Source organism: Synechococcus sp. CCAP 1479/9 (assembly GCF_019038535.1).
In the GTDB taxonomy this organism is placed as follows: Bacteria; Cyanobacteriota; Cyanobacteriia; order PCC-6307; family Cyanobiaceae; genus Cyanobium.
Genome location: NZ_JAFKRK010000016.1, coordinates 100,696 through 123,902, shown reverse-complemented (window position 1 = coordinate 123,902; position 23,207 = coordinate 100,696). Strand labels below are relative to the sequence as shown.

Annotated in this window: 21 protein-coding genes and 1 pseudogene; 15 read left to right on the top strand and 7 right to left on the bottom strand. The window is 68.9% G+C overall.

Translation table 11 applies throughout. The features are described from left to right. Positions 1-73: 73 nt before the first annotated feature. From KUG38_RS16880 to KUG38_RS04890, 7 genes are all read left to right on the top strand, one after another. Complete coding sequence (locus tag KUG38_RS16880; RefSeq protein ID WP_286195635.1) at positions 74-1,255, top strand: dihydrofolate reductase family protein; 1,182 nt, start codon at positions 74-76, stop codon at positions 1,253-1,255. Positions 1,256-1,391: 136 nt separating this feature from the next. Continuing rightward, positions 1,392-2,276, top strand: a complete 885-nt coding sequence (locus KUG38_RS04915) for a class I SAM-dependent methyltransferase (protein ID WP_353617715.1) — start codon at positions 1,392-1,394, stop codon at positions 2,274-2,276. A gap of 39 nt (positions 2,277-2,315) precedes the next feature. Next, positions 2,316-2,930, top strand: coding sequence for a hypothetical protein (locus tag KUG38_RS04910; protein ID WP_216919503.1), 615 nt, complete (start codon positions 2,316-2,318; stop codon positions 2,928-2,930). Between the two features lie 86 nt (positions 2,931-3,016). Continuing rightward, positions 3,017-3,952 carry a ketopantoate reductase family protein gene (locus KUG38_RS04905; RefSeq protein WP_216919500.1) on the top strand — a complete coding sequence of 312 codons (936 nt, stop codon included), beginning with the start codon at positions 3,017-3,019 and terminating at the stop codon, positions 3,950-3,952. Between the two features lie 80 nt (positions 3,953-4,032). Further along, on the top strand, positions 4,033-4,206 hold the full coding sequence (locus KUG38_RS04900) for a hypothetical protein (RefSeq protein ID WP_216919498.1): 174 nt from the start codon (positions 4,033-4,035) through the stop codon (positions 4,204-4,206). Positions 4,207-4,221: 15 nt separating this feature from the next. Next, positions 4,222-4,614, top strand: coding sequence for a VOC family protein (locus KUG38_RS04895; RefSeq protein ID WP_216919496.1), 393 nt, complete (start codon positions 4,222-4,224; stop codon positions 4,612-4,614). Between the two features lie 82 nt (positions 4,615-4,696). Further along, positions 4,697-5,185 (top strand): GNAT family N-acetyltransferase, encoded by a 489-nt coding sequence (locus tag KUG38_RS04890; RefSeq protein WP_216919494.1) that lies wholly within the window; start codon positions 4,697-4,699, stop codon positions 5,183-5,185. Between the two features lie 54 nt (positions 5,186-5,239). Here the strand turns inward: KUG38_RS04890 and KUG38_RS04885 are convergent, their stop codons facing one another. The 3 genes from KUG38_RS04885 to queG form a co-directional block, all read right to left on the bottom strand. After that, positions 5,240-7,708 carry a DNA gyrase/topoisomerase IV subunit A gene (locus KUG38_RS04885; RefSeq protein WP_216919492.1) on the bottom strand — a complete coding sequence of 823 codons (2,469 nt, stop codon included), beginning with the start codon at positions 7,706-7,708 and terminating at the stop codon, positions 5,240-5,242. Between the two features lie 64 nt (positions 7,709-7,772). Beyond that, entirely contained in the window at positions 7,773-8,687 is a 915-nt protein-coding gene (locus tag KUG38_RS04880; RefSeq protein ID WP_216919490.1) for a tetratricopeptide repeat protein, read from the bottom strand. Positions 8,688-8,711: 24 nt separating this feature from the next. Next, positions 8,712-9,683 (bottom strand): tRNA epoxyqueuosine(34) reductase QueG, encoded by a 972-nt coding sequence (gene queG / locus KUG38_RS04875; RefSeq protein ID WP_216919488.1) that lies wholly within the window; start codon positions 9,681-9,683, stop codon positions 8,712-8,714. A 39-nt stretch (positions 9,684-9,722) separates the two neighbouring features. On the opposite strand from queG, the gene KUG38_RS04870 reads away from it, so the two are divergent. From KUG38_RS04870 to KUG38_RS04840, 7 genes are all read left to right on the top strand, one after another. Beyond that, positions 9,723-10,373, top strand: a complete 651-nt coding sequence (locus tag KUG38_RS04870) for an HpsJ family protein (protein ID WP_216919486.1) — start codon at positions 9,723-9,725, stop codon at positions 10,371-10,373. Positions 10,374-10,424: 51 nt separating this feature from the next. Further along, on the top strand, positions 10,425-11,156 hold the full coding sequence (locus KUG38_RS04865; RefSeq protein WP_015109897.1) for a DUF502 domain-containing protein: 732 nt from the start codon (positions 10,425-10,427) through the stop codon (positions 11,154-11,156). After that, positions 11,156-11,782 (top strand): transcription antitermination factor NusB, encoded by a 627-nt coding sequence (gene nusB, locus KUG38_RS04860; RefSeq protein ID WP_094586340.1) that lies wholly within the window; start codon positions 11,156-11,158, stop codon positions 11,780-11,782. The genes KUG38_RS04865 and nusB overlap by 1 nt, the downstream gene beginning before the upstream one ends. Before the next feature lie 11 nt (positions 11,783-11,793). Beyond that, positions 11,794-13,416, top strand: coding sequence for a signal recognition particle-docking protein FtsY (ftsY, locus tag KUG38_RS04855; protein ID WP_216919484.1), 1,623 nt, complete (start codon positions 11,794-11,796; stop codon positions 13,414-13,416). A 63-nt stretch (positions 13,417-13,479) separates the two neighbouring features. Continuing rightward, the gene (locus KUG38_RS04850) at positions 13,480-14,889 is read left to right on the top strand and encodes a PP2C family protein-serine/threonine phosphatase (protein WP_502988680.1); all 1,410 of its coding nucleotides are present in this window, start codon (positions 13,480-13,482) and stop codon (positions 14,887-14,889) included. A gap of 38 nt (positions 14,890-14,927) precedes the next feature. Continuing rightward, entirely contained in the window at positions 14,928-16,328 is a 1,401-nt protein-coding gene (gene argH / locus KUG38_RS04845) for an argininosuccinate lyase (RefSeq protein ID WP_216919482.1), read from the top strand. A 93-nt stretch (positions 16,329-16,421) separates the two neighbouring features. Then, positions 16,422-16,949: an RNA recognition motif domain-containing protein gene (locus KUG38_RS04840; protein WP_216919481.1), complete on the top strand. Its 528-nt coding sequence runs from the start codon at positions 16,422-16,424 to the stop codon at positions 16,947-16,949. 6 nt (positions 16,950-16,955) lie between these two features. Here KUG38_RS04840 and dusA read toward each other — a convergent pair whose 3' ends face one another. After that, positions 16,956-17,978, bottom strand: a complete 1,023-nt coding sequence (gene dusA, locus KUG38_RS04835) for a tRNA dihydrouridine(20/20a) synthase DusA (RefSeq protein WP_216919479.1) — start codon at positions 17,976-17,978, stop codon at positions 16,956-16,958. Between the two features lie 6 nt (positions 17,979-17,984). On the opposite strand from dusA, the gene KUG38_RS04830 reads away from it, so the two are divergent. Next, the gene (locus KUG38_RS04830) at positions 17,985-19,289 is read left to right on the top strand and encodes a BaiN/RdsA family NAD(P)/FAD-dependent oxidoreductase (RefSeq protein ID WP_216919477.1); all 1,305 of its coding nucleotides are present in this window, start codon (positions 17,985-17,987) and stop codon (positions 19,287-19,289) included. On the opposite strand, the gene KUG38_RS04825 is transcribed toward KUG38_RS04830, so the two are convergent. From KUG38_RS04825 to KUG38_RS04815, 3 genes and pseudogenes are all read right to left on the bottom strand, one after another. Further along, positions 19,271-20,524 carry a type II secretion system F family protein gene (locus KUG38_RS04825; RefSeq protein ID WP_216919475.1) on the bottom strand — a complete coding sequence of 418 codons (1,254 nt, stop codon included), beginning with the start codon at positions 20,522-20,524 and terminating at the stop codon, positions 19,271-19,273. The two genes, KUG38_RS04830 and KUG38_RS04825, sit on opposite strands and share 19 nt — an antisense overlap. An 8-nt stretch (positions 20,525-20,532) precedes the next feature. Further along, positions 20,533-21,613, bottom strand: a pseudogene (locus KUG38_RS04820) (type IV pilus twitching motility protein PilT). Between the two features lie 5 nt (positions 21,614-21,618). Beyond that, the gene (locus tag KUG38_RS04815) at positions 21,619-23,076 is read right to left on the bottom strand and encodes a GspE/PulE family protein (RefSeq protein ID WP_216919471.1); all 1,458 of its coding nucleotides are present in this window, start codon (positions 23,074-23,076) and stop codon (positions 21,619-21,621) included. Between the last annotated feature and the right edge of the window lie 131 nt (positions 23,077-23,207).

The window sequence follows — 23,207 nt, the reverse complement described above, 5'->3', positions numbered from 1 at the left end:
ACCGAGGCTATTCTATCCCTCGATTGCGAAAGTCGGCAGCGTGTGGATAACTTTATCACCACCGCAATGGCACATGGAGGTGCCGCCTGGATGGGAATGTGTGGCGCGTCAGCAACTTCAACCCAGATACCTCATTTCTCTGCTCACGATCAAACATCTGCTCCACGTGGTGATTGAGGCGATGAAAGTCATCATTCTTGGCAACGCCGGGGCTGGCAAGAGCACCCTGGCCAGGCACCTGATGGCCCACCAGCCTGCCGCCCTGTTGTCCCTGGATCAAGTGGCTTTCCAGGGAGGAGCGGAGCGACGTCCCCTTCAGGACAGCATCGATGACGTCCTGCGTTGGATCTCAGGGCAGGAAAGCTGGATCATCGAAGGTTGCTACGCGGACATTGTTGAGCCCCTGTTGACCCATGGCGATGAACTCATCTTTCTCAACCCTGGGGTCGAGGCCTGTATCGCCCACTGCCGCTCAAGGCCCTGGGAGCCCGATAAATTCGGCTCGCCCCAGGAGCAGGATGCGAATCTCGACCATCTGATCCAGTGGGTTCGCGCCTATGAAGAGCGCTCCGATGAATACGGCCTTGCCAGGCACCGTGAACTGTATGCATCCTTTGGTGGCAGGAAGCGGGAGCTTGCCGATCCGACAGAGTATGCCGCGCGTCAACTCGAGGCGTTAACCAGCTGTATGTCCAGGCTTTCGGTCTTCATTGCCACCAGTCTGGACGGATTCATCGCGCGACCGGACGGCGCCATCGATTGGCTTGAGAGTGCGAACGCCGCCGTGCCTGCTGGGGAAGACTGTGGCTACGCTGACTTCATGACGTCGGTGGATGCGATCGTCATGGGTCGTGCCACCTTTGAAAAGGTGCTCAGCTTTCCCGATTGGCCCTACGGCAGCACGCCGGTCTATGTCTTGAGCGCGTCCATCACCCGTCTTCCTGCCGGAGTCCCGAAGTCCGTCCACTTGCTGAACGCCGCGCCCACCGATGTCGTGCATAGAGCCGCTGAAGCAGGCCACCACCATCTCTACATTCACGGAGGCCGAACGATTCAAGCCTTCCTCCGCGCCGGGCTGATCACCGACCTCACGATCACGGTGATCCCGGTTCTGCTGGGCTCAGGGATCAGGCTGTTTGGGGACCTACCGGCGGACATGGATCTGCGCCTGTTGTCATCCAAAGCCTATTCGTTTGGATTCGTACAGAGTCACTATGTCGTATTGCCAGAGGCCTTCCATCACTCCAATGCATAGCCACGGAGGCTTTCCCATCGGCGTCGACTCTGTGATCGCGAGCCACGGATTGTCCAACGCCGTGGCCCGTGTTGGCGGTCTGATCGTGCAGCGGCTGGGTTCCCGTAACCTGCCGATCACGAGTTAGGCTGACTTGGTGCGTGAAGCATTCATCAGTCAAGCCTCTTCTGCATCCAACTGGGGATCGATGATGGAGTATGAAAAGCTGAAGCAGGCACTTCAAGGAATTTCAAGCAAGCCTCTTGAACAAAGGAGGAGTTGGTATTCCCCCGCCGCACAGGCCTACCATGGCACGAGGCCTGGATACCCTGCCGAATTGATGGAGAAGGCCGTCAACGCAGCCAAGCTGTCTCGGTCATCCAGACTTCTTGAAGTTGGGTGTGGCCCTGGAACTGCAACCGTTTCCTTGGCAGAGCTCGGCTGCCGCATGGTGTGCATTGAGCCGAATCCAGACTTTTATGAGATGGCTACGGCGAATTGCAAATCCTATCCATGGGTAGAAGTGATCAATAGGTCTTTTGAAGAATGGGATCTAGAGCCCGAATCCTTTGATGCGGTTGTGGCGGCAAACTCCATGCATTGGATTCCCGCCGAGATTGGCTATGCCAAGGCTAGCCGTGCACTCAAAACGGATGGCTATCTCATTCTTTTGTGGAACAAAGAACCGCAGCCCAGCGAGTCCATGCAGGCGGTGCTTTCTGATGTCTATCATCATGAGGCCCCGTCTCTTGGCCGATACGAGGACAGGTCAACACAGCAAGTTATTCTGAACGGGTTCGGCCAGATGGTGCTTGACTCCGGTAGGTTCCGAAACCTGTTGACAGTCACAGTTGAAACCTCCTTGACCTATACGGCTGATCGCTACCTATCCCTGCTCACGACATACTCCTCGTACCTGAAGCTTGATCACAGCACGAGGCACGCCTTGTTGGCTGGGCTCAGGCACTGCATTCTGGAGAAGGCGGATGGCGCCGTACAACTCTCCTATCTTTCCGCCTATCACATTGCCCAGAAGATCTAGAACCAGTCGACAATCAACTTCACCAACGGACGTCAAAGCATGCCGACCAGCCTCACCCTGCCACTCGGTTCATCGCAGCCATCGATGGTGGTTGAACCAGAAATCGACATCACTCCGGATCTTGTTTCCGTTCACTTCTGTGAGAATCTGAAACGCTGCAAGCAGTTCGATGTCTCTGTCATCAACTGGGGAGCTGTCGGAGCCACTGGCGCCATGGGCATTAAGTATGTCGGAGTCCAACAGGGAAGCGACAGGATCGCATTGGGCGCCACCGCAACTCTGCAGTTTGGTGGCATCCTCTTGTCCTCTGGAAAAATCATCAGACTGGCCCCATCCTTTCCCAGCGGCGCCAACCCCACCCTGACCATCACGGTGCGCGGAGCCCAGCCTCGTCTGGACATGGCCTCTGCCAGTTTCTCCCTGTCCTATGGCGCTGAGCTTCGTGAATTTCATCCCCAGCTCGCTTTAGGAAGGAACCGTATCCAAGCCACTGGCATTGTGGATGGCTCCCCGCTGCTCAGAGCAGGGGTCAGATTGCAGATCTCTGGCCTGGGGACCACGTTTGATGGGTCCTACGCCGTATCCGAAACAATGCATCAATTTGACCTTTCCGGCTATCGCACCAGTTTCCTCTGTGAGAAACCCATCCCCTAACCGTCGTCTCGGGCTGCTGCGGAGAGGCAGGAGCCCTTCCCCTTGTCAGACTGGACCCACAGAATCGCTGGGGGGAGTGGCTGACCATGCGTCTGGCTGTCATGGGTGCGGGCGGACTGGGTGGCTATTTCGGTGCCCGTCTGTGCAAAGGAGGGGCCGATGTGCACCTCATCGCCCGCGGTGCCCACCTTGAGGCCATCCGGAGCGATGGCCTGCGGATCGAGGGCCCCGATCCGTTCCATATCGCCAGGGTCAGCGCCACGGACGATCCGCATGAGATCGGCACCGTCGATGTCGTGCTGCTCTGCGTCAAGCTCTGGGATACCGAGGCTGCCCTGCGGCAGATCCGCCCCCTGGTCGGGCCAGGCACCACGATCCTCTCGTTCCAGAATGGCGTTCTGACGGACCAGGACCTGCGGGAGGCCTTTGGGCCTTCCCGGATCATGGGTGGCGTCAGTTATATCGCCGCGACGATTGAGCGGCCTGGCGTGATCCGCCGCACGGGCCCCATGCAGAAGCTGGTGTTCGGTGAGTTCGACGGATCCCGCTCTCCCCGGGCTGAGGAGCTGCTGCAGGCTTGCCTCGCCGGTGGCATCGACACCGAGCTCTCCGGCGACATCCTGCGCGCCACCTGGCGGAAGTTCGTGTTTCTGGTGGGGCTCTCCGGCACCACCACCACGATCCGCAAGCCCATCGGTGCGATCCGAGAAAACCCGCAGACGCGCGCCTTCCTGCTGGATGTGTTGCGCGAAGTGGTGGCGGTCGGCCGTGCCCACGGCGTGGATCTGGCCGAGCAGGAGGCGGAGGTGGCCCTTGAGCAGCTCGACGTGATCGCCCCTGACATCACCGCCTCCATGCACCACGATCTCGAGCGCGGCCATCCCCTGGAAGTCCGCTGGCTCTCGGGAGCCGTGGTGGCACTGGGACAGCTCCATGGGGTGCCGACCCCGTTGAACCGGGCCATCGCCGACATCCTGGCGTTGCATGCCGCCGGAACACCGCCGCCGGCCAGCCACCCCTAGGCTCCGACAAAAGCTCAGTGAAGAGGCCCGCGGGATCTTCGCTGTGAGCGCAGCCCTTCCTTGATACAACGGTGGCCGTGATGGGCGCCCTGATCACCCTGGTTCCCTTCTCGGCTGGTCTGGCCCAGGATTCGGGCCCCACCGCGATCCTGTTGGCCGCTCTTGTGGTCGTCGCCTCGGGGCTTCTGAGCGGTCTCTGGGGAGACAGGTTCCTGGACGCCCTGTCCCGTGCCCTGGATTCCACGCCTGTCTGAACAGCTCCGCTGGCCATGAAGTTCGGCTACACGATCGTCTATGTCCCGAATGTGGCCCGCTCGCTGGCCTTCTTCGAGGCCGCCTTTGGTCTGAGGCGTCGGTTTCTGCATGAGTCGGGCACTTACGGCGAGCTGGACACGGGGGAGACGACCCTGGCCTTCGCCGCCCACGCGCTCGGGGATGGGAATGTCCCCGGCGGCCTTGTCCGGGCCGATGCCTCCCGCCAACCCCTGGGTGTCGAGATCGCCCTGGTGACGGACGATGTGGCCGCCGCGCACCTCCGCGCTCTGCAGGAGGGCGCCACGGAGCTCGCGGCTCCCCTGGCCAAGCCCTGGGGCCAGACGGTCTCCTACGTCCGCGCCCCTGACGGAACCCTCATCGAACTCTGCACCCCGGTGGCCGGCTGACGGCGCCCTGCTTCGCCGCACCCCGGCGGTGGCCCCTGATCACCGAGGTGTGCCACGTTGGCTGGCGTTGTGGTGAGCTTCCGTGACCGAGCCGTCCCTGACGGTGCGCCGAGCGACAGGCGCCGACCTGGCGGTCCTGGCCCGCTATGGCTTCGCCCTCGCCCAGCTGCATGTCGGATTTGATGGGGACCGCTTCGCCGCGCCGCCCGGTGGCGAGGGCGCCTATGCCGCGTTCTTCCGAGAGGAGCTCCAGCGTCCGGAGGTCGTGCTGCTGATCGCCGAGGCCGGCCCCCAGCCCGTGGGCTACGCCTTCGTGCGGATGGAGCCGATGAGCCTGGTCGACATACGCGGTGCCGGAGCCTGGCTTCACGACATCTACGTGGATCCCCAGGCCAGGAGCGGCGGGATCGGCCGCCGGCTCCTCGAGGCGGCCAAGCAGGCGGCCCTCGACCTGGGCTCCAGCAGCCTCATGCTCAGTGCGTCGTCGCAGAATCTCGCCGCCCGGCACCTGTTCGAGCGTGCCGGACTGCGCCCCACCATGGTCGAGATGCGGATCGAACTGGGGGCGTGAAGGCAGCATTGCCGCCACGGCCAGCGAGCCCGTGCTGATCGTCTGGCGGCTGGCCTAGGCCCCCCCGAGCAGCGGCACCAGCTCCCGCACGGCATCGCCGGCCTTCAGCTCCAGCGCCACGCCTGACCCGCCGCAGTCCTCCGCTGCCAGCTGGTCGGCGCCCAGCCGCAGGCTGCGGCCCTCGGGGCCCTCCAGGGTCACGCCGAACACGCCGGCGTCGCCCGCCTGCAGGTCCACCAGGGCGTCGTCGCGCTCCAGGAAGCGCAGGCCGATCTGGCCCATGGCGCCGCGCTGGCAGGGCCGCAGGCTCTCGATCTGGAGCCGCTTCACCTGGCCCCGGCGGCTGGCCAGCAGCACGTCGCCGCCTGCCGCCGCCCGCGCCGCCCCCACCACCCGTTCGCCGGGGAGCAGCCGCAGCAGCATCGGCCCCTGGGCGGTGCGGCCCATCACCGGCAGGTTGGTGTCGTTGATCGCCAGCCGCAGCATCCGTCCCGTGCTGGTGGCCACCACCAGATCCTCCCCCTCCCGGCAGGGCACGACCCGCTGCAGGGCCACCCCCTCCTTCAGCTTCAGGACGGTGGCGGGCCGGCCCGACAGCTCCAGGAAATCCTCGATCGGCAGCCGCTTGAAGCGTCCATCGGTGCTCAGCAGCCCGATGCTTCCCGACGGCGGCTGCGGCAAGGGCAGCACCTGCACCACCGTCTCCCCCTGCAGGCTGTCGGGCAGGAAGCGCTCCAGCTTGCCGGGGTTCTGGCCGGCGAATTCCCAGCGCAGCAGGGCCACCTTGCCGCTGGCGCTGAAGGCCAGCAACGCGGGCTGCTCGGCCACCGGCAGGATCAGCCGCGCCGGCGGCGGCAGTTCCCCCAGCTCGGCCGCCTGATCCAGATGCAGCCGGCCCAGCATCTGGGGCGTCACGATCCGCACCGCCCCGTCGGTCTGGATCAGCAGCCGGCCGTCGCCGGCCAGGGCCTCGAAGGCCTGCTGGCGCTGCAGTTCGGTGTTGGGCCGCACCGCCGCCGCCCGCTGGGCCACGAGGGCGTCGCCCCCCTCCACCAGCCGGGTGCGGCGGGGGGTGGCGTAGCGCTTCCTGAGCCCCTTGAGCTCGGTCACCATCGTGTCGAGCAGGGTGCTGCGGTCGTCGAGCAGGTGCCGCAGCCGGGTGCGCTCCTGCTCCAGATCCTCCGCCTCCTTGCGCAGCCCCTCCTGCTCCAGGCCCGTGAGCCGCCGCAGGGGCATGGCCAGCACCGCATCGGCCTGGCGTTCGCTCAGATCCAGGTGCACCTGCAGGCTGGCCCGGGCCGTGGCGGCATCCCGCGCCTCGCTGATCATCTCGATCACGCGCTTGAGGTCGTCGAGGGCCCTGATCAGCCCCTGCACCACCTCCAGCCGGTCTTCGCAGCGCTTGAGGGCATGGTTGGTGCGACGGATGATCGTCAGCTCCCGGTATTCCAGGAACTGCTGCAGCATCTGGCGCAGGTTCAGCTGCTGGGGCTGGCCGTTCACCAGCGTCAGCAGGATGGCGCCGAAATTGCTCTGCAGGGCCGTGCGCCGCTGCAGCTCCTCCAGCACCTTCTGGGGTTCGGCGTCGCGCCGCAGCTCGATCACCACCCGCATCCCCTCGCGGTCGCTCTCGTCGCGGATGTCGGCGATGCCGCCGATCTTGCCGTCGTTCACCTGCTCGGCCAGCTTCTCGATCCAGCCCGCCTTGCTCAGCTGGTACGGCAGCTCCGTCACCACCACGGCGCCGCGCCGGTGGCGGCCCTTGCCGGGCTGCACCTCCTCGATGTGGGCCACGCCCCGCATCGGGATGCTGCCCCGGCCGGTGGCGTAGGTGTCGCGCACACCGCTGCCCAGCAGCACCTCGCCGCCGGTGGGGAAATCCGGGCCCGGCACCATCGCCAGCAGCTTCTCCTCCGCCAGGTCGGGTTTGCGGATCAGGGCGATCAGGGCATCGACCACCTCCCCCAGGTTGTGGGGCGGAATGCTGGTGGCCATGCCCACGGCGATGCCGGTGCAGCCGTTGAGCAGCAGGAAGGGCAGCTGGGCCGGCAGCACCGTCGGCTCCTGTTGGGAGCCGTCGAAGTTGGAGGCGAAATCGACCGTGTCGCTGCCGATCTCATCGAGCATCGCCTCGTTGGCGATCGGCGCCAGCCGGGTTTCCGTGTACCGCATCGCGGCCGGCGGGTCGTCGTCCACCGAGCCGAAGTTGCCGTGGCCGTCCAGCAGCGGGTGGCGGCTGGCGAAGGTCTGCACCAGCCGCACCAGGGCGTCGTAGACGGCCTGGTCGCCGTGGGGGTGGTACTTGCCCAGCACGTCGCCCACCACACGGGCGCACTTGCGGTAGGGCCGGTCCGGGGTCAGCCCCAGCTCGTGCATCGCATAGAGGATGCGCCGCTGCACCGGCTTGAGCCCGTCGCGCACGTCCGGCAGGGCCCGCCCCACGATCACGCTCATCGCGTACTCGAGGTAGGAGCGCTGCATCTCCTGATGCAGGGCGATCGGTTGGACGCGCTCGTCCGGCATCCGGTCCTTTGGGGCAGCGGCTCAGGGCGCTCAGCCTACAGATGGCGCCCGGAGCCCCCCGGGCTCAGGGCTCCTCGCTGCTGACCCCGTCCCCGTCGGTGGCATTGGCCAGGGCCCGCTCCACCGCCGCCTTCAGTTCCGGCAGGGCGAGCAGCTGGGCGGTCACCGCCCGCAGCTTGGGCCCCCAGAGCTGCTCCTTCTGGAACTTCTCCTTGACGTAGTTGGGCTCCTCCGCCAGGGCGGTCTCGGCCAGCTTCAGGGCCTGGGCCCGCTCCGCCGGCCCGCGCTCGAACAGGGCCGCCGCCAGGGCCAGGGAGGTTTCGGCGATGTCCGGCTTGATCTTCAGCACCCGCTGCCAGCGGCCGATGGCGTCGTTGACGCGGCCGCTCTCGTACAGCACCAGCCCCTGGTTGTTGATCGCTTCCCAGAAGTCCTTGCGCAGACCCGACGCCCGCTCGAACGACCCCAGGGCCTCCTGGGTGTTGCCCAGCAGGATCTGGGCATTGCCCAGGTCGAAGTAGGCACCGGCGTTCTTGCCGTCCAGCTCCAGCCCCCGCCGCAGCAAGCCGATGGCGTCCTGGGGCTTGCCGTCCCGCAGGGCCAGGGAGCCCTCGGCGAACCAGATGCCGGCGTTGTTCGGATCCAGCTCCTTGGCCCGGGCCAGGGCCACCTTGGCCTTCTCCATCTGGTTGCTGCGCAGCTCCGCCTCCGCCAGCAGCACCCAGCCGCGGGGGTCCTGCGGCAGCAGCCGCACCGTCAGTTCCGCCAGCCGGGCCGCATCCTCCGCCTGGCCGAGGCGCAGCAGCCGCGCCGCCGCCTGGGCGATGCCCAGCCCCGCCCCCTCCAGTTCCTTCTCCTGCGGCAGATACACGAACGGCACCAGCGCCCGTGCCGGCAGGGCGTAGCCCACCAGGGGAGTGGCCGTCAGCGGCATGGCCAGGCAGAGGGAGGAGAACAGTCGCCAGAACCGCCGGCCCACGGAATCACCCCGAATCTCACCAGCCTAGGGAGCCGTCCCCCGTTGTCCCCAACTGCCCGTCAGCGCCGCCCGGATGTTGCGCCGCCACATGGCCGGGCGGATCCGCCGCAGGGCCGAGGCCCGCAGCCGTTCGTCCCAGTCGCCGTCGCTCCAGCCCAGGGCCTCCGCGCCGCGCAGATCCAGCAGCCACGGGCGCGGCTGCACGTCGCTGTCGGTGGCGACGGGCAGGGGCCGCTGGTTCCAGGGGCAGACCTCCTGGCAGATATCGCAGCCGGCCACCCAGCCCTCCAGCCGCCCGGCGATCGCCGCCGGCAGCACCGCGTCGCGGTTCTCGATCGTGTGGTACGCGAGGCAGCGGCGGGCATCCACCACGAACGGCTCGTCGAGGGCGCCGGTGGGGCAGGCGTCGATGCAGGCCGTGCAGGCGCCGCACAGGGGCTCAGCCGGGCGGTCGGGGGGCAGATCGAGGCTGGTGAGCAGGTGGCCCAGCAGCATCCAGGAGCCCCGGCGGCGATGGATCAGGTTGCCGTTCTTGCCGATCCAGCCCAGGCCCGCCTCCTCCGCCCAGGCCTTGTCGAGCAGGGGGGCGCTGTCGACGCAGGCGCGCCAGGTGGTGCCCGGTGCGACCTCCTCCAGCCAGCGCCCCAGCTGCCGCAGGCGGCCGTCGATCACCCGGTGGTAATCGCGGCCCCAGCCGTAGCGGGCCACCCGCAGGCTGCCCGGCGCCCGCTCCCGGGCCACGTGGTAGTTCCAGCCCACGGCAAGGATGCTGCGGACCCCCGGCAGAAGCGCCTCGATCCGGCGGCGGCGGGGATCCTCCATCCAGCCCATCCCCGCCTGGTGGCCCGCCGCCAGCCACCGCTCCAGGGCGGCCGTGCGCAGCGGCAGTCGCGGGCCCCCCGGCACCGCCGCCAGGCCCACCGGTGCGAAGCCGAGCCCCTCGGCCCTGGCCCGCAGTGCCGCCGCCACTGCGTTAAGGGAGGAAGGCGTGCTCAAGGGCTGCCGGTAGAGTCCCAAGAATCCGACCTCCATTGAGTGGCTGCCGTTTCCTCCTCCCGCTTCAGTCCCCTGCTGCGCTGGATGGGCATCACCCTGGTGGTGCTGCTCGTCCTGCAGCTGGTCGCCGTGCTCACCCTCTGGGACTGGCAGGAGGAAGCCTTCCGCCAGCTGGTGGTGGAGCGACTGATCGGCCAGGCCCCGATGGGTCTGATCGGGCTGCTGCTCATGTACCTCTCCTCCCGCCTGGAAGACCCGTCGGAGGAGCGCACCCCCGTCCTCTGGACCGTCTGCATCATCAGCGGTCTGCTGGCCGTGCTGCTGACCGCTTCGCTGCCGATCGCCTTCGGCGGTGACCAGCAGATGCAGCAGCAGGCCGACCAGCAGCTCGCCGCCAAGCGCGGCCAGCTGGAGATGGCCCGCCAGCAGAGCAAGGATCCCGCCCTGCTCCAGCAGCTGATCAAGCAGGCCGAAGCCACCGGCCAGGTGCCCCCGGGCGCCACCGAGGAGCAGAAGACCCAGTCGGCACGGGCTTTCGTCGATCGCCAGCTCGACCAGCTCGAGACCCAGTTCAAGCAGACCGAGCAGACCAGCAAGGTCACCCTGAGCCAGCGCCGCTACGGCGGATCCCTCGGCGCGGTGGTCCTGATCATCGCCTTCACGATCCTTTGCCTCGGCAGTGTCCTGTAAGACCCCCGTGGATCGTTACCGTTAGGGTTTCGCCCCTTCGGACCCCATCCATTGGTCCCATCCAGTAGTCCCAGTTCCGATCAGCCCCTGGGCAACAGGCTGCAGCAGGATCTCAAGAACGATCTGATCGCCGGTCTGCTGGTGGTCATTCCGCTGGCCACCACGATCTGGCTTGCCACCACGGTGAGCCGCTTCGTTCTGGCCTTCCTGACGTCGATCCCCAAGCAGTTCAACCCGTTCAACACCCTCAACCCCCTCCTCCAGGACCTGATCAACCTGGGCGTGGGGCTGCTGGTGCCGCTCCTCGGCATCCTGTTGATCGGTCTGATGGCCCGCAACATCGTGGGCCGCTGGCTCCTGGAGTTCGGGGAAGGCACCCTGCTGCGCATCCCCCTGGCGGGCTCCGTCTACAAGACCCTCAAGCAGCTGCTGGAAACCTTCCTCCAGGGCAATTCCGCCCGCTTCCGGCGGGTGGTGCTGGTCGAATACCCCCGCGAGGGGCTCTATGCCGTCGGCTTCGTCACCGGGGTGCTGGGCACGGCCATCCAGGCCGATTTCGGCGAGACCATGCTCAGCGTCTTCATTCCCACCGCCCCCAACCCCACCACCGGTTGGTATGCGGTGGTGCCCGAGCGCCTGGTCAAGGACATCGAGCTGAGCGTCGAGGATGCCTTCCGCACGATCATCTCCGCCGGCATCGTCAGCCCCGACGAGCGGGAACCCACCTCCAACCGCAGCTTCGCCAGCCTGCTGGCCCAGCTGCGCGCCCCCCAACCCTCCTGATGCAGAGTCGCACCCTTGCCCGTGAACTGGCCCTGCTGATGCTGGGTCAGGTCAGCGACCGCGGCAGCGGCGCCGAGGCCCCCTCCGGCTCCTTCGATCTGCTGCTGCAGCAGGCCGTCACCAGCCTCAGCCAGCACGTGCGCGAGGCCCTCGACCGTTCCGCCGAGGATCTCCAGCAGGCCCAGCAGCGGCTGCTCGACAGCGAGCTGCAGGACCAGGGGGAGAAGCAGTTGCCGACGGTGCGGCGCCACCTGCAGGAGGGCCTCACCCACGCCGAGCATGCCCTCAACCGCCTCTCCGCCAGCCTGGAGCTGCCGCGCCTGCTGCTGCTGGCCGACCAGGAGGCGGTGCAGCGCGACGCCATCGGCCGCATCCGGGCGGTGCTGCGCGACCGCGAAGCCCTTGACGGCCGCATCGATGCGGTGATGGAGGGCTGGCGCCTCACCCGCCTGCCCCGGGTCGACCGGGACATCCTGCGGCTGGCGGTGGTGGATCTGGAGGATTTCGGCACCCCCGCCGCCGTGGCCTGCAATGAGGCGGTGGAGCTGGCCAACCGCTACAGCGACGAGCAGGGGCGACGCATGATCAACGGCGTGCTGCGGCGCTTCACCGCCGCCCGGGTCTGATCAGGAACGCGATGGTCTTCGATTGGTTCAAACGGGCCCTGGCCCAGCCCGCCCCGGCGCCCGCCGCCGCACCGACACCCGTACCCACACCTGCGCCCTCGCCGGAGCCGGAGCGCGAGTCCCCGCAAGAGCCTGAGGGCGCTGTGGCTCAGGCCGTGCCCGAAGTCGCGGCCCCGGTGGCCGTGCCCCCGTCTGAGGCTGCGCCGGCTGTCGCCGCTGCTGCGCCTGCTGCTGCTCCCGCCCCCGCCGCCCCCGCTGGCCCGGGGGTCGACGAGGACGCCCTGGCCTGGGCCCGCCAGGCCTACGCCCGGCTGAAGGCCCAGCAGGAGGCGGCCACCCAGGCCACAGCGCCTCCGGCAGCCGAGCCATCACCCGCTCCCGAAGCCGCTCCCGAGCCGCCAGCGGCCACCCAACCCGAACCCGAACCCGAACCGGCGCCCGCACCCGCCGCCCCGGCCGTGGCGACCGGCCTCTCCCTGCTGGAGCAGGCCGCCGCACAACGCCAGCAACGCCTCCAGGAGATCACCGCCCCCACCCCGGCCGCGCCTCCGGTCGCCGCCACACCGGCCACCCCTGCGGCCACCCCCGCGGCAGCGGACGCCGATGGGGCCGACCCCAGCCTCGGCGCCTTCGATGACACCTTCACCTGGTCGGCGGAGGTGCTGGCGGCCCAGGGACGCAGCGTTGAAGACGTCTCGCTGGAGGAGATCGACTGGCTGGGCCGGCTGCGGCGCGGCCTCGAGAAGACCCGCAAGGGTTTTGTCACCCAGCTGCTGGAGAACCTGGGCGATGACCCCCTCACCCCGGCGGTGCTCGACGACCTCGAGTCCACCCTGCTGCGCGCCGACGTGGGTGTGAAGGCCACCGACCAGGTGCTGGAAGCCCTGCGCCGCCGCCTCAACGAGGAGGTGGTCGACCCGGCCGAAGGCCTCCGCTTCCTCAAGGAGCAGCTGCGCGGCCTGCTGGAGGAGCCGATCCGCGCCGGCGGCACGGCCCTGCTGGCCCCCCAGCGCGATCGGCTCAACGTCTGGCTGCTGGTGGGGGTGAACGGGGTCGGCAAGACCACCACCCTCGGCAAGCTGGCCAACCTGGCGGTGCGCAGCGGCTACAGCTGCCTGATCGCCGCCGCCGACACCTTCCGGGCTGCCGCGGTGCAGCAGGTGAGCGTCTGGGGGGAGCGCAGCGGCGTGGCCGTGGTCGCCAATCCCAGTGCCAACGCCGATCCTTCGGCCGTCGTCTACGACGCCATCGGCGCCGCCCGCTCCAAGGGCACCGAACTGGTGCTGGTGGACACGGCCGGCCGGCTGCAGACCAAGCACAACCTGATGGAGGAACTGGGCAAGGTGCGGCGCACGATCACCAAGCTGGCGCCGGAGGCGGCGGTGGAATCGCTGCTGGTGCTCGACGCCAGCCAGGGCCAGAACGGCCTGCGCCAGGCCATGGCCTTCGCCAGTGCCGCCGGTCTCACCGGAGTGGTGCTCACCAAGCTGGACGGCAGCGCCCGCGGCGGCGTCGCCCTGGCGGTGGCTTCCGAGGCGGGTCTGCCGATCCGCTTCATCGGTGCCGGTGAGGGCATCCGCGACCTGCGGCCCTTCAACAGCTTCGAGTTCGTCGAGGCCCTGCTCGCCTCCTGAGGCCCTGCCCGCCTCCTTGAGCCGCCTGCCGCTGCTACCTTGCGTGTCCTTTGCGGCCGCTCGGTGAGCAGCCTGCCGCCTCCGCAGCCCCATCCCACCCCCACCACGGCGTCCCGTCCCGGTCAGGGGCTGTCCGTCGCAGCTTCGCTGCGCCAGCTGCTCGACAGCCTCGGCCGGGAGCAGCGCCGCAACCTGGAGCTGCTGGCGTCCCTCTCCTTCGCCCTGCGCAGCTACACCAACCTCAAGCGCTTCCTCGAGCTGGTGCCCCTGGTGGCCGCGCGCCTGGTGGAGGGGGAGGGCAGCCTGCTCGTGGTGTTCCACGCCGATGGCCGCCTCTGGCGCGAGCAGCTCCAGGCCACCCCCGGCGAGCGAAGCGCCGAGGTGCTGCGCCAGCTGGCCGCCCTGCCCGATGGGCAGCTTCAGAACCAGGAGGGCGACGAGGCCGTCGCGGTGCTGCTTGACCCCCTGATCCAGCGCCTGCTCGGCGCCCACCAGGTGTTCGCCACCTCCGTGGTGGCCCGCAGTCGCCAGCGCGGCCGGCTCTACGTGTTCAGCGACCGCCGCGGCTACAGCTGGAGCGACGTGCGCCGCCGGCACCTGCAGCTGGTGGCCGACCTCACCGGTGTGGCCCTGGAGAACGAGGTGCTGCAGCAGGACCGGCGTCGCCATGAGCGGCTCGACCGCCAGCTGAGCATCGGCGCCGAGGTCCAGTCCCAGCTGCTGCCCGACCACTGCCCCGTGATCGACGGCGTCGAGCTGGCGGCCCTCTGCCGCCCCGCCTTCCAGGTGGGCGGCGACTACTACGACTTCATCCCCACCCAGCCCCAGCTCACCGGCCACCGGCGCGAGCAGGCCCCCTGGGCCCTGGTGATGGGCGATGTGATGGGCAAGGGGGTGCCGGCCGGCCTGCTGATGACCCTGCTGCGGGGCATGCTGCGGGCCGAGGTGCTCAGCGGACTGCCGCCCGACCGCATCCTCCACGACCTCAACCAGCTGGCCCAGGAGGACCTGGCCCATTCGCACCGCTTCGTCACCCTCTTCTATTCCGACTACGACCCCCGCACCCGCCTGCTGCGCTACGCCAATGCGGCCCATAACCCGCCCCTGGTCTGGCGGCGCCAGTCGGGCCGGGTGGAGCGGCTCGACACCCCCGGCCTGCTGATCGGCCTGCAGAGCGAGGCGGAGTACGGCTGCGGCGAGCTGCAGCTGGAGCCCGGCGACGTGATCCTGTACTACACCGACGGTGTCACCGAGGCCAGCGGCTTCAGCGGCGAGCGCTTCGACGAGGAGCGGCTGGTGAAGGCCTTCCAGGGCGCCTGCCGGGCCGCCCACGAGGCCCAGGCGATCCTGGATCGACTGTTCGAGCGCCTCGACCGTTTCGTCGGCAGCGACCGCCGCCTCGAGGACGATGCCTCGATGGTGGTGCTGAAGGTGAGGGACGGGGTGGTGCTGCCCACCCTGCCCCCCACCTGAGACGAATGGCAAGCTGAGGGGCTGAGCGGAATGCCCTGATGGTCGCCGACCCCTCCCCCACCACCTGGAGCGATCGCTTCGAGCAGGGTCTGCATCCGGCGATCGAGCGGTTCAACGCCTCGATCGGGTTCGACATCGCCCTGCTCCAGGAGGATCTCGACGGCTCCGTCGCCCACGCCCGCATGCTGGGCCGCTGCGGGGTGATCAGCGAGCCGGAGGCGGAGCGCCTGATCGAGGGGCTCGAAGCCATCCGGGCCGAGGCGGCCGCCGGGCAGTTCACGCCGGGCCTGGAGGCGGAGGACGTTCATTTCGCCGTGGAACGGCGCCTGATCGAGTTGCTGGGCCCCCTGGGCAAGAAGCTGCACACCGGCCGCAGCCGCAACGACCAGGTGGGCACCGACCTGCGCCTCTGGCTGCGGCGCCGCATCGATGCCATCGACGCCGCCCTGGTGCGCTTCGAGCGGGCCCTGCTGGTGAGGGCCGAGGCCCACCCCGACACCCTGATCCCCGGCTACACCCACCTGCAGCGGGCCCAGCCGGTCTGCCTGGCCCACCACCTGCTGGCCTACGTGGAGATGGCCGAGCGCGACCGCCAGCGCCTGGCCGACGTGCGACGCCGCGTCAACATCTGCCCCCTCGGGGCGGCGGCCCTGGCGGGGACGCCGGTGCCGATCGACCGCCGCCAGACCGCCGCCGAGCTGGGCTTCGAGGCGATCTACGCCAACAGCCTCGATGCGGTGAGCGACCGGGATTTCGCCGTCGAGACGATGGCGGCCCTGTCCCTGGTGATGGCCCACCTGAGCCGCCTGGCGGAGGAGGTGATCCTCTGGGCCAGCGAGGAGTTCGGATTCGTGGGGCTCACCGACCGCTGCGCCACCGGCAGCAGCCTGATGCCCCAGAAGAAGAATCCCGATGTGCCCGAACTGGTGCGCGGCAAGAGCGGCCGGGTCTTCGGCCATCTGATGGGGCTGCTGACGATGATCAAGGGTCTGCCCCTCGCCTACAACAAGGACTTCCAGGAGGACAAGGAAGCCCTCTTCGACGGGGTGCGCACCTGCCTCGACTGCCTGGAGGCCATGGCCGTGCTGTTCGAGGAGGGGCTCGACTTCCGCCCCGCCCGGCTGGAGGCCGCCGTGGCCGCCGACTACTCCAACGCCACCGATGTGGCCGACTATCTGGTGGCCCGGGGTGTGCCCTTCCGAGAGGCCTACCAGCTGGTGGGCGGGCTGGTGAAGGCCTGCCTGCTGGAGCAGCGGCTGCTGGCCGATCTGCCCCTGGAGCGCTGGCAGGAGCTGCATCCTGCCTTCGAGGCGGACATCCATGCGGCCATCGCCCCGCGGCAGGTGGTGGCGGCCCGCCGCAGTGAGGGCGGCACGGGCTTCGAGCGGGTGGCCGAGCAGCTGCGTCTGGCGCGGGAGCGCCTCGATCGCACCCCCTGAGCTCCCCCGGCGGGCGTTGGAATCGCGTGTCTACGTCTAATCTTGGGGGGTCTCGGGCGCCCGCGCGCCCCATCGGTTCCCCCTCATCGGTCAGTGAGTATTTTCGTCGGCAATCTTCCCTTCCGCGCCGAGCAGGAAGACGTGGCTGAACTGTTCGCTCCCTTCGGCGAAGTGGTCAACTGCTCCCTGCCCCTGGAGCGCGACACCGGCCGCAAGCGTGGTTTCGCCTTCATCGAGATGGCCGATGCCGACACCGAGACCAAGGCCATCGATGCCCTGCAGGGCGCCGAGCTGATGGGACGTCCCCTGCGCATCAACAAGGCGGAACCCCGCAGCGGCGGCGGTGGCGGTGGTGGCGGCGGTCCGCGCCGCGGCGGTGGCGGCTACGGCGGTGGTGGCGGCGGCGGCTATGGCGGTGGTTATGGCGGCGGTGGCGGCGGCTACGGCGCCGACCGCGGTTCCGGGGCCAAGGGCTGGGAAGACCGCAGCTACGGCGGCGGTGGCGCTGGTGGCGGCGGTGCCGCCCCCGATGCCTTCGAGGCGGGCCGCTCCCGTCGGCGCCGCAGCGGTGGTGGCGGTGGTGAGTACGGCGGCGGGGACTACGGCGGCGCCGAGGTCTGAGCCGCCTTACAGGCCCCGTTCCTCCAGCTGGCGGGCGGCGGCCTCCAGCACGGCGGGTCCCGCGCCCGCCTGGCCGGCCTCCCGGGTCAGCCAGCCGCGCCAGCCGCGCGCCCCGCTGACCCCTTCCACCACCTGCACCAGGTGCCGGGCAATCGGCCACAGCCGTCCCCCCGAGGCGCACCAGCGTTCGGCGTGGGGCAGCACCCCCCGCACCACCGTCGAGGCCCGCGGCTCCCAGCCGCCGGAGTCTCCGAAGATGCGGCCGTCCACCCCCGCCCAGCGCAGGGGGTGGGCGTAGGCGGCCCGGCCCACCATCACCCCGTCCACCAGGGTCAGCTGCTCCTGGCAGGGGTCCAGGTCCTCCAGGCCGCCGTTCAGTTCGATCGTCAGCTGCGGCCGCTCCCGCTTGAGGCGGTGCACCAGGTCCCAGCGCAGGGGGGGCACGGTGCGGTTCTGTTTCGGGTCGAGGCCGTTCAGCCAGGCCTTGCGGGCGTGGACGGCGAAGCGGGCGGCGCCGGCCGCCGCCAGGCTGTCGACGAAGGCCAGCAGTTCCTCGTAGGAGTCCCGGTCGTCGATGCCGATGCGGTGCTTCACCGTCACCGGCAGGGGCGTGGCCGCCGCCATCGCCGCCACGCAGCGGGCCACCCGCTCCGGCTCCGCCATCAGGCAGGCCCCGAAGCGGCCCTGCTGCACCTTCTCGCTCGGGCAGCCGACGTTGAGGTTGATCTCGTCGTAGCCCCAGTCGGCCCCCATCCGGGCGGCCTCCGCCAGCAGCTCCGGGTCGTCGCCGCCGAGCTGCAGGGCCAGGGGGTGTTCGCCCGGATCGAACCCCAGCAGCCGCTCCAGGCGCTGCTGCCGCTCCCCCATGCGGGAGGGGGAGCCGTCCTGGGCGATGTGGTGCAGCGCCCGGGCCACGACCATTTCGGAGTAGAGCAGGCAGTGCCGGCTGACCTGCCGCATCAGCACCCGGAAGTGCCGATCGGTGCAGTCCAGCATGGGCGCCACACTGAAGCGGTAGTTATGCTCCATCGCCCCATGCTGCCCAGCCGTGCCTCCGTGGTGGTGGTGGGAGGTGGCCCCGCGGGCTTCATGGCCGCCATTGCCGCCGCCGAAGCGGCCGCCGGCCACCTGTCCGGGGGGGTGCTGCTGCTGGAGTCCACCCCCGAGCCGCTGCATAAGGTGCTGATCAGCGGCGGCGGCCGCTGCAACGTCACCCACGCCTGCTGGGATCCGCGGCTGCTGGTGGATCACTACCCGCGCGGCGGCAAGGCCCTGCGGGGCCCCTTCTCGCGCTTCGCCCCCGGCGACACGGTGGCCTGGTTCCAGGCCCACGGCCTCCAGCTGGTGGAGGAGCCAGACGGCCGGCTGTTCCCCCGCTCCAACCGTTCCTCCTCGGTGATCGACACCCTGCGCCGGGCGGCGACCGCCGCCGGGGTGGCGGTGCACACGGCGGAGGCGGGACAGGCGGCGGAGGCCCTGCCCGGCGGGGGGTTCCGGCTGCGGCTGCGCTCGGGGGCCGAGCTGCTCGCCGATCGCCTCGTGCTGGCGACGGGCAGCCACCCGAGCGGCCACCGCATCGCCGCCTCCCTGGGCCATGGCCTGGTGGCGCCGGTGCCCTCCCTGTTCACCCTCACCCTGGCCGACCACCCCCTGCTGGCCCTGGCCGGGGTGGCGATGGACCCGGTGCAGCTGGAGCTGCTGCTGACGCCCCTGGCGGACACCGCCACGACCGCCACCGGCCCTCCCGCCACCACCAAGCCCCAGCGGCAGCGGGGGCCCGTGCTGATCACCCACTGGGGCCTCAGCGGGCCGGCCACCCTGCGGCTCACGGCCTTCGCCGCTAGGGCCCTGCGGGAGCGCCGCTACCGGGCCGAGATCCGGGTCGACTGGACCGGCGGCCGCAAGCCGGCGGAGCTGGAGGGCTGGTTCGCCGCGGCGCGGCGCGAGCAGGCCCGGCGTCAGCTCGGCAACTGGCGGCCCTGGCCCGACCTCAGCCGCCGCCTCTGGCTGCACCTGCTGGCCCTGGTCGGGGTCGACGCCAGCCTGCGCTGGGCCGATCTCCCCCGCCGCCATGAGCTGGCCCTGGTCACGGCCCTGCGGGACAGCCGTTACAGGGTCTCCGGCCGCGGCCCGTTCGGCGAGGAGTTCGTCACCGCCGGCGGCATCCCCCTGGCGGAGGTCAACCTGGCCACGATGGAGAGCCGCCTGCGACCGGGCCTGTTCCTGGTGGGGGAGCTGCTGGACGTGGACGGGGTGACCGGTGGCTTCAACTTCCAGCACTGCTGGAGTTCGGGCTGGCTGGCGGGCCAGGCCCTGGCGGCTCAGCGCACGTGCTCGTAGATCGAGAACATCGGCAGATACATGGCCAGCAGCACCGATCCCACGATGATGCCGACCAGCACGATCATCGCCGGCTCCAGCATGGAGGTCATGGCCTTCACCATCGTGCTGACCTCGTCTTCGTAGAAGTCGGCCACTTTGGAGAGCATGGCGTCCATCTCGCCGGTTTCCTCACCGATGGCGAGCATGTTGACGCACATCTCGGGAAAAACGTTCTTCAGCCGCAGAGCCGCGCTCAAAGGCATGCCCTCACTCACCTCATTTTTGGAGGAGATGATGGCATCGGAGATCACCGAATTGGTGGCCGTTTCCCTCACGATCTCCAGGGAAAGAAGGATCGGAACTCCCGCCTTGGAGAGGGAACTCAGGGTGCGGCAGAACTGGGCACTGGCCGATTTCTGCAGCAGTTCTCCGAACAGGGGCAGCTTCAGCAGCAGGCCGTCGATCTGGCGGCGGCCCATCGGTGTGTTGTAAGTGGACACCACCCAGAAGGCGAAGCCGACCAGGCCCGCCAGCAGGATCAGGGCCTTCCAGGAGCGCAGGAACTCACTCAGATTCAGCATCATCTGGGTGAACAGGGGTAATTCCGCCCCCAGCTGTTCGAAGACGCTCGAGAAGGTGGGGATCAGGAAGATCGTCATGCCCAGGAACACGGCGATGGCGATCACCAGCACCGTGACCGGATAGCTCATCGCCCCCTTGATCTGGTTCTGGAGCTTGGCGTTGTCCTCCAGCAGCTTGGCCAGGCGCTTGAGGGTGTCGTCCAGGACGCCACCGGCCTCACCCGCCTCCACCAGGGCGATGCTGAGGTTGTCGAACACCTTCGGCCAGCGCCGCATGGCGTTGCCCAGGCTGTCCCCCTGGTTGACGTCCTGGGTCATGCCGGCCAGGGCCAGGCGCATCTTGCTGGAGCGCTGCTGGACCCGCATCAGGTCGAGGCTGCGCAGGATCGGCACGCCGGCATCCACCAGGGCGGAGAGCTTGTTGGCGAACAGGGCCTTGTCGCGGATGCTCACCGGCCCTTCGAGCAGGTCGGCCAGGCCGCTGAAGGAGGAGGGCGTCTTCTTGGCGGCCGCGGCCTGGGGGACCTTGGGGGTCTCCTTGCGGACCAGGGTGTTGGCCAGGATGCCGCGGCGGCGCAGCTCCCGCCGGGCGACGGAGGGGCTGTCGGCGTTCAGCGTCATCTCCCGCCGCTGGCCGGACTTGGTGGTGTAGGTGACGACGAAGGCGGTCATGGCGTTCCTCAGCGATCGAGCAGTCGGACGAGCTCCTCGGGTTTGGTGGTCTTCAGCAGCGCCTCCTCCCGGGTGACCCTGCCCTCCTCCACCAGGTTGGCGAGTGCCCGCTCAAGGGTCTGCATGCCCTGGCTGGCGCCGGTCTGGATCTGGGAATAGAGCTGGGAGCTCTTCCCTTCCCGGATCAGGTTGGCGATGGCGGGGGTGTTGATCATGATCTCCTGGGCCATCACCCGGCCGAAGGCCCCATTGCCGGTGGGTTCGGCGCTCTTGCAGAGGGTCTGGGAGAAGACCGCCAGCAGGCTGCCGCTCAGCTGCACCCGGATCTGGGTCTGCTGGCCGGCGGGGAACACATCCACCATGCGATCCACGGTCTGGCCGGCGGAACTGGTGTGCAGGGTGCCGAAGACGAGGTGGCCGGTCTCGGCGGCGGTGATCGCCAGCTGGATCGTCTCCAGGTCGCGCAGTTCCCCCACCAGGATCACATCGGGATCTTCCCGCAGGGCCGCCCGCAGGGCGTTCGAGAAGCTGCGGGTGTCTTCATTGAGTTCCCGCTGGTGAATGATCGACTTGTCGTTCCTGTAGGTGAACTCGATCGGATCCTCGATGGTGAGAATGTGCTCCGAACGGGTGGCGTTGATGTGCTCGATCAGCGCGGCCAGGGTGGTGGTCTTGCCGGAGCCCGTCGGTCCGGTGACCAGGACCAGCCCCTTGGGCTTGCTGCTGATCTCCTCGACGATCGGGGGCAGGCCGAGCTTCTCGAGGCTGGGGATGGTGTTGCCGAGCGCCCGCAGACAGGCCGCGTAGGTGCCCCGCTGGCGGTAGACGTTGATCCGGAACCGGGCCACACCCTTGAGGCCGTAGGAGCAGTCCAGTTCCCAGTTCTGCTCCAGGTTCTTGCGCTGGGCGTTGTTGAGAAGGGAGAAGATCAGACGGTTGCAGCTCTCCTCGGTGAGCTGGGTGTCCTGGATGATCGGCCGCAGCTGGCCGCTGAAACGGCCGTAGGGCGGATTGCCTGCGGACAGGTGCAGGTCACTGCCCCCGGCCTTGACCAGTTCCTGCAATCAGGTCTTCGATGAGGAGATCCATCCTGCTCAGCTCCGAACGCACAGACAGTAGGGACATTCCAACCATTCGTCCTCAAGGCCGGCCCCGCAGCTGCGGCAGGTGAGGGTGCTCAGGGCCCTGGCGCGCCGCTCCGATTCCAGGCCCGTGTCGGTGAGCAGCATGCGCTCCACCTCCTCCAGGGTGGTGAGGCCCTCCCGCACCAGATCGAGGCCGTAGCCGAGCAGGGTCTTCATGCCGCTTTCCAGGGCCAGGCGCCGCAGCTCCTCGGTCGTCGCCCGCTTGGCCACGGCGGCGGAGAGGGTCTCGTTCATGCGCAGGATTTCGTAGACCCCCACCCGGCCCTTGTACCCCCGCCCCTGGCAGGCGCTGCAGCAGCCCTCCGAGCCCGGCAGCACCGTGTTGGCGCGGAAGAAGGAGATCTCGGTCTCGTCGGAGGCCACCAGGCCGAAGCGGGCCAGCTCGCTGTGGTTGGGGTGGTAGGGGATCCGGCACTCGCTGCACAGCCGGCGCAGCAGGCGCTGGGACACCACCCCCAGCAGCGAAGCGCTGACCAGGAAGGGCTCCATCCCCATCTCGTCGAGCCGGGCGAAGGCGCTGGCGGCGTCGTTGCAGTGCAGGGTGGTGAGCACCAGGTGGCCCGTCAGGGCCGCCTCGATGGCGGTGCGGGCCGTCTCCAGGTCGCGGGTCTCGCCCACCAGCAGCACGTCCGGGTCCTGCCGCATGAAGGCGCGCAGGGCGGAGCTGAAATCGAATCCCTTCTCCCGGTTCACCTGGGTCTGGGTGATGCCGGGGAGGGCGTATTCGATCGGATCCTCCACCGTGGAGATGTTGATCGTGGGGTCGTTGCGCTCCGAGAGCAGGGCGTACAGCGTGGTCGACTTGCCGGAGCCCGTCGGGCCGGTGACCAGGATCATGCCGAAGGGCTTGGAGCCGATGTCCCGCAGGGTGGACCGGGCTTCCTGGTCGGTGATCAGGGTGTCGAGGCCCAGCTGGGTGGCGCCGCTGTCGAGCAGTCGCAGCACCACCTTCTCGCCGTAGCGGCCGGGCAGGGTGCTGACCCGGAAGTCCATGGTGCGGCCGCGGAAGTTGCGGCGGATCCGGCCGTCCTGGGGCATCCGCCGTTCGGCGATGTCCAGGTCGGCCATGATCTTGAAGCGGGAGGTGACCGCGGGGATCAGGGTGCGGGGCAGCTTGTCGATGCTGCGCAGCACGCCGTCCTGGCGGAAGCGGACCAGCAGGCCGTCCTCCTGGGGCTCCACGTGGATGTCGCTGGCGCCGCTGGTGAGCGATTCGATCAGGATCCGGTCCACCAGGCTCATCACCGGCGAGACCCCCTCGCCTGAGCTGCTGGCTTCGAGGTCTTCGGTTTCCGGCGTGACCGGACCCTGGGGGGTGGCGGCCTGACCCAGATCAAGATCCCGGAAGAGGGAGGTGTGCTCCGCACCGGTGACCTGCGGGCGCTGGGTGAGACCTTCGGATGGCATCGACGGGAAGGATCGGGAGCGAAGCTTGGAAGCGAAGCCGGGTGTTGGGAGCGTGGCCGAGGTGCGGGCTTCCACCGCTTGTGGAGTGGGCTCCTGGGCATTCAACATAACGGCATCTGACATCCCTGCCA

Coding starts and splice junctions, on each gene's coding strand:
- KUG38_RS04830 (WP_216919477.1), top strand. CDS start 17,985: ATGCTGCCCAGCCGTGCCTCCGTGGTGGTGGTGGGAGGTGGCCCCGCG.
- KUG38_RS04815 (WP_216919471.1), bottom strand. CDS start 23,076: ATGCCATCCGAAGGTCTCACCCAGCGCCCGCAGGTCACCGGTGCGGAG.
- KUG38_RS04905 (WP_216919500.1), top strand. CDS start 3,017: ATGCGTCTGGCTGTCATGGGTGCGGGCGGACTGGGTGGCTATTTCGGT.
- KUG38_RS04900 (WP_216919498.1), top strand. CDS start 4,033: ATGGGCGCCCTGATCACCCTGGTTCCCTTCTCGGCTGGTCTGGCCCAG.
- dusA (WP_216919479.1), bottom strand. CDS start 17,978: ATGGAGCATAACTACCGCTTCAGTGTGGCGCCCATGCTGGACTGCACC.
- KUG38_RS16880 (WP_286195635.1), top strand. CDS start 74: ATGGAGGTGCCGCCTGGATGGGAATGTGTGGCGCGTCAGCAACTTCAA.
- KUG38_RS04895 (WP_216919496.1), top strand. CDS start 4,222: ATGAAGTTCGGCTACACGATCGTCTATGTCCCGAATGTGGCCCGCTCG.
- KUG38_RS04885 (WP_216919492.1), bottom strand. CDS start 7,708: ATGCCGGACGAGCGCGTCCAACCGATCGCCCTGCATCAGGAGATGCAG.
- ftsY (WP_216919484.1), top strand. CDS start 11,794: ATGGTCTTCGATTGGTTCAAACGGGCCCTGGCCCAGCCCGCCCCGGCG.
- KUG38_RS04825 (WP_216919475.1), bottom strand. CDS start 20,524: ATGACCGCCTTCGTCGTCACCTACACCACCAAGTCCGGCCAGCGGCGG.
- nusB (WP_094586340.1), top strand. CDS start 11,156: ATGCAGAGTCGCACCCTTGCCCGTGAACTGGCCCTGCTGATGCTGGGT.
- argH (WP_216919482.1), top strand. CDS start 14,928: ATGGTCGCCGACCCCTCCCCCACCACCTGGAGCGATCGCTTCGAGCAG.
- KUG38_RS04910 (WP_216919503.1), top strand. CDS start 2,316: ATGCCGACCAGCCTCACCCTGCCACTCGGTTCATCGCAGCCATCGATG.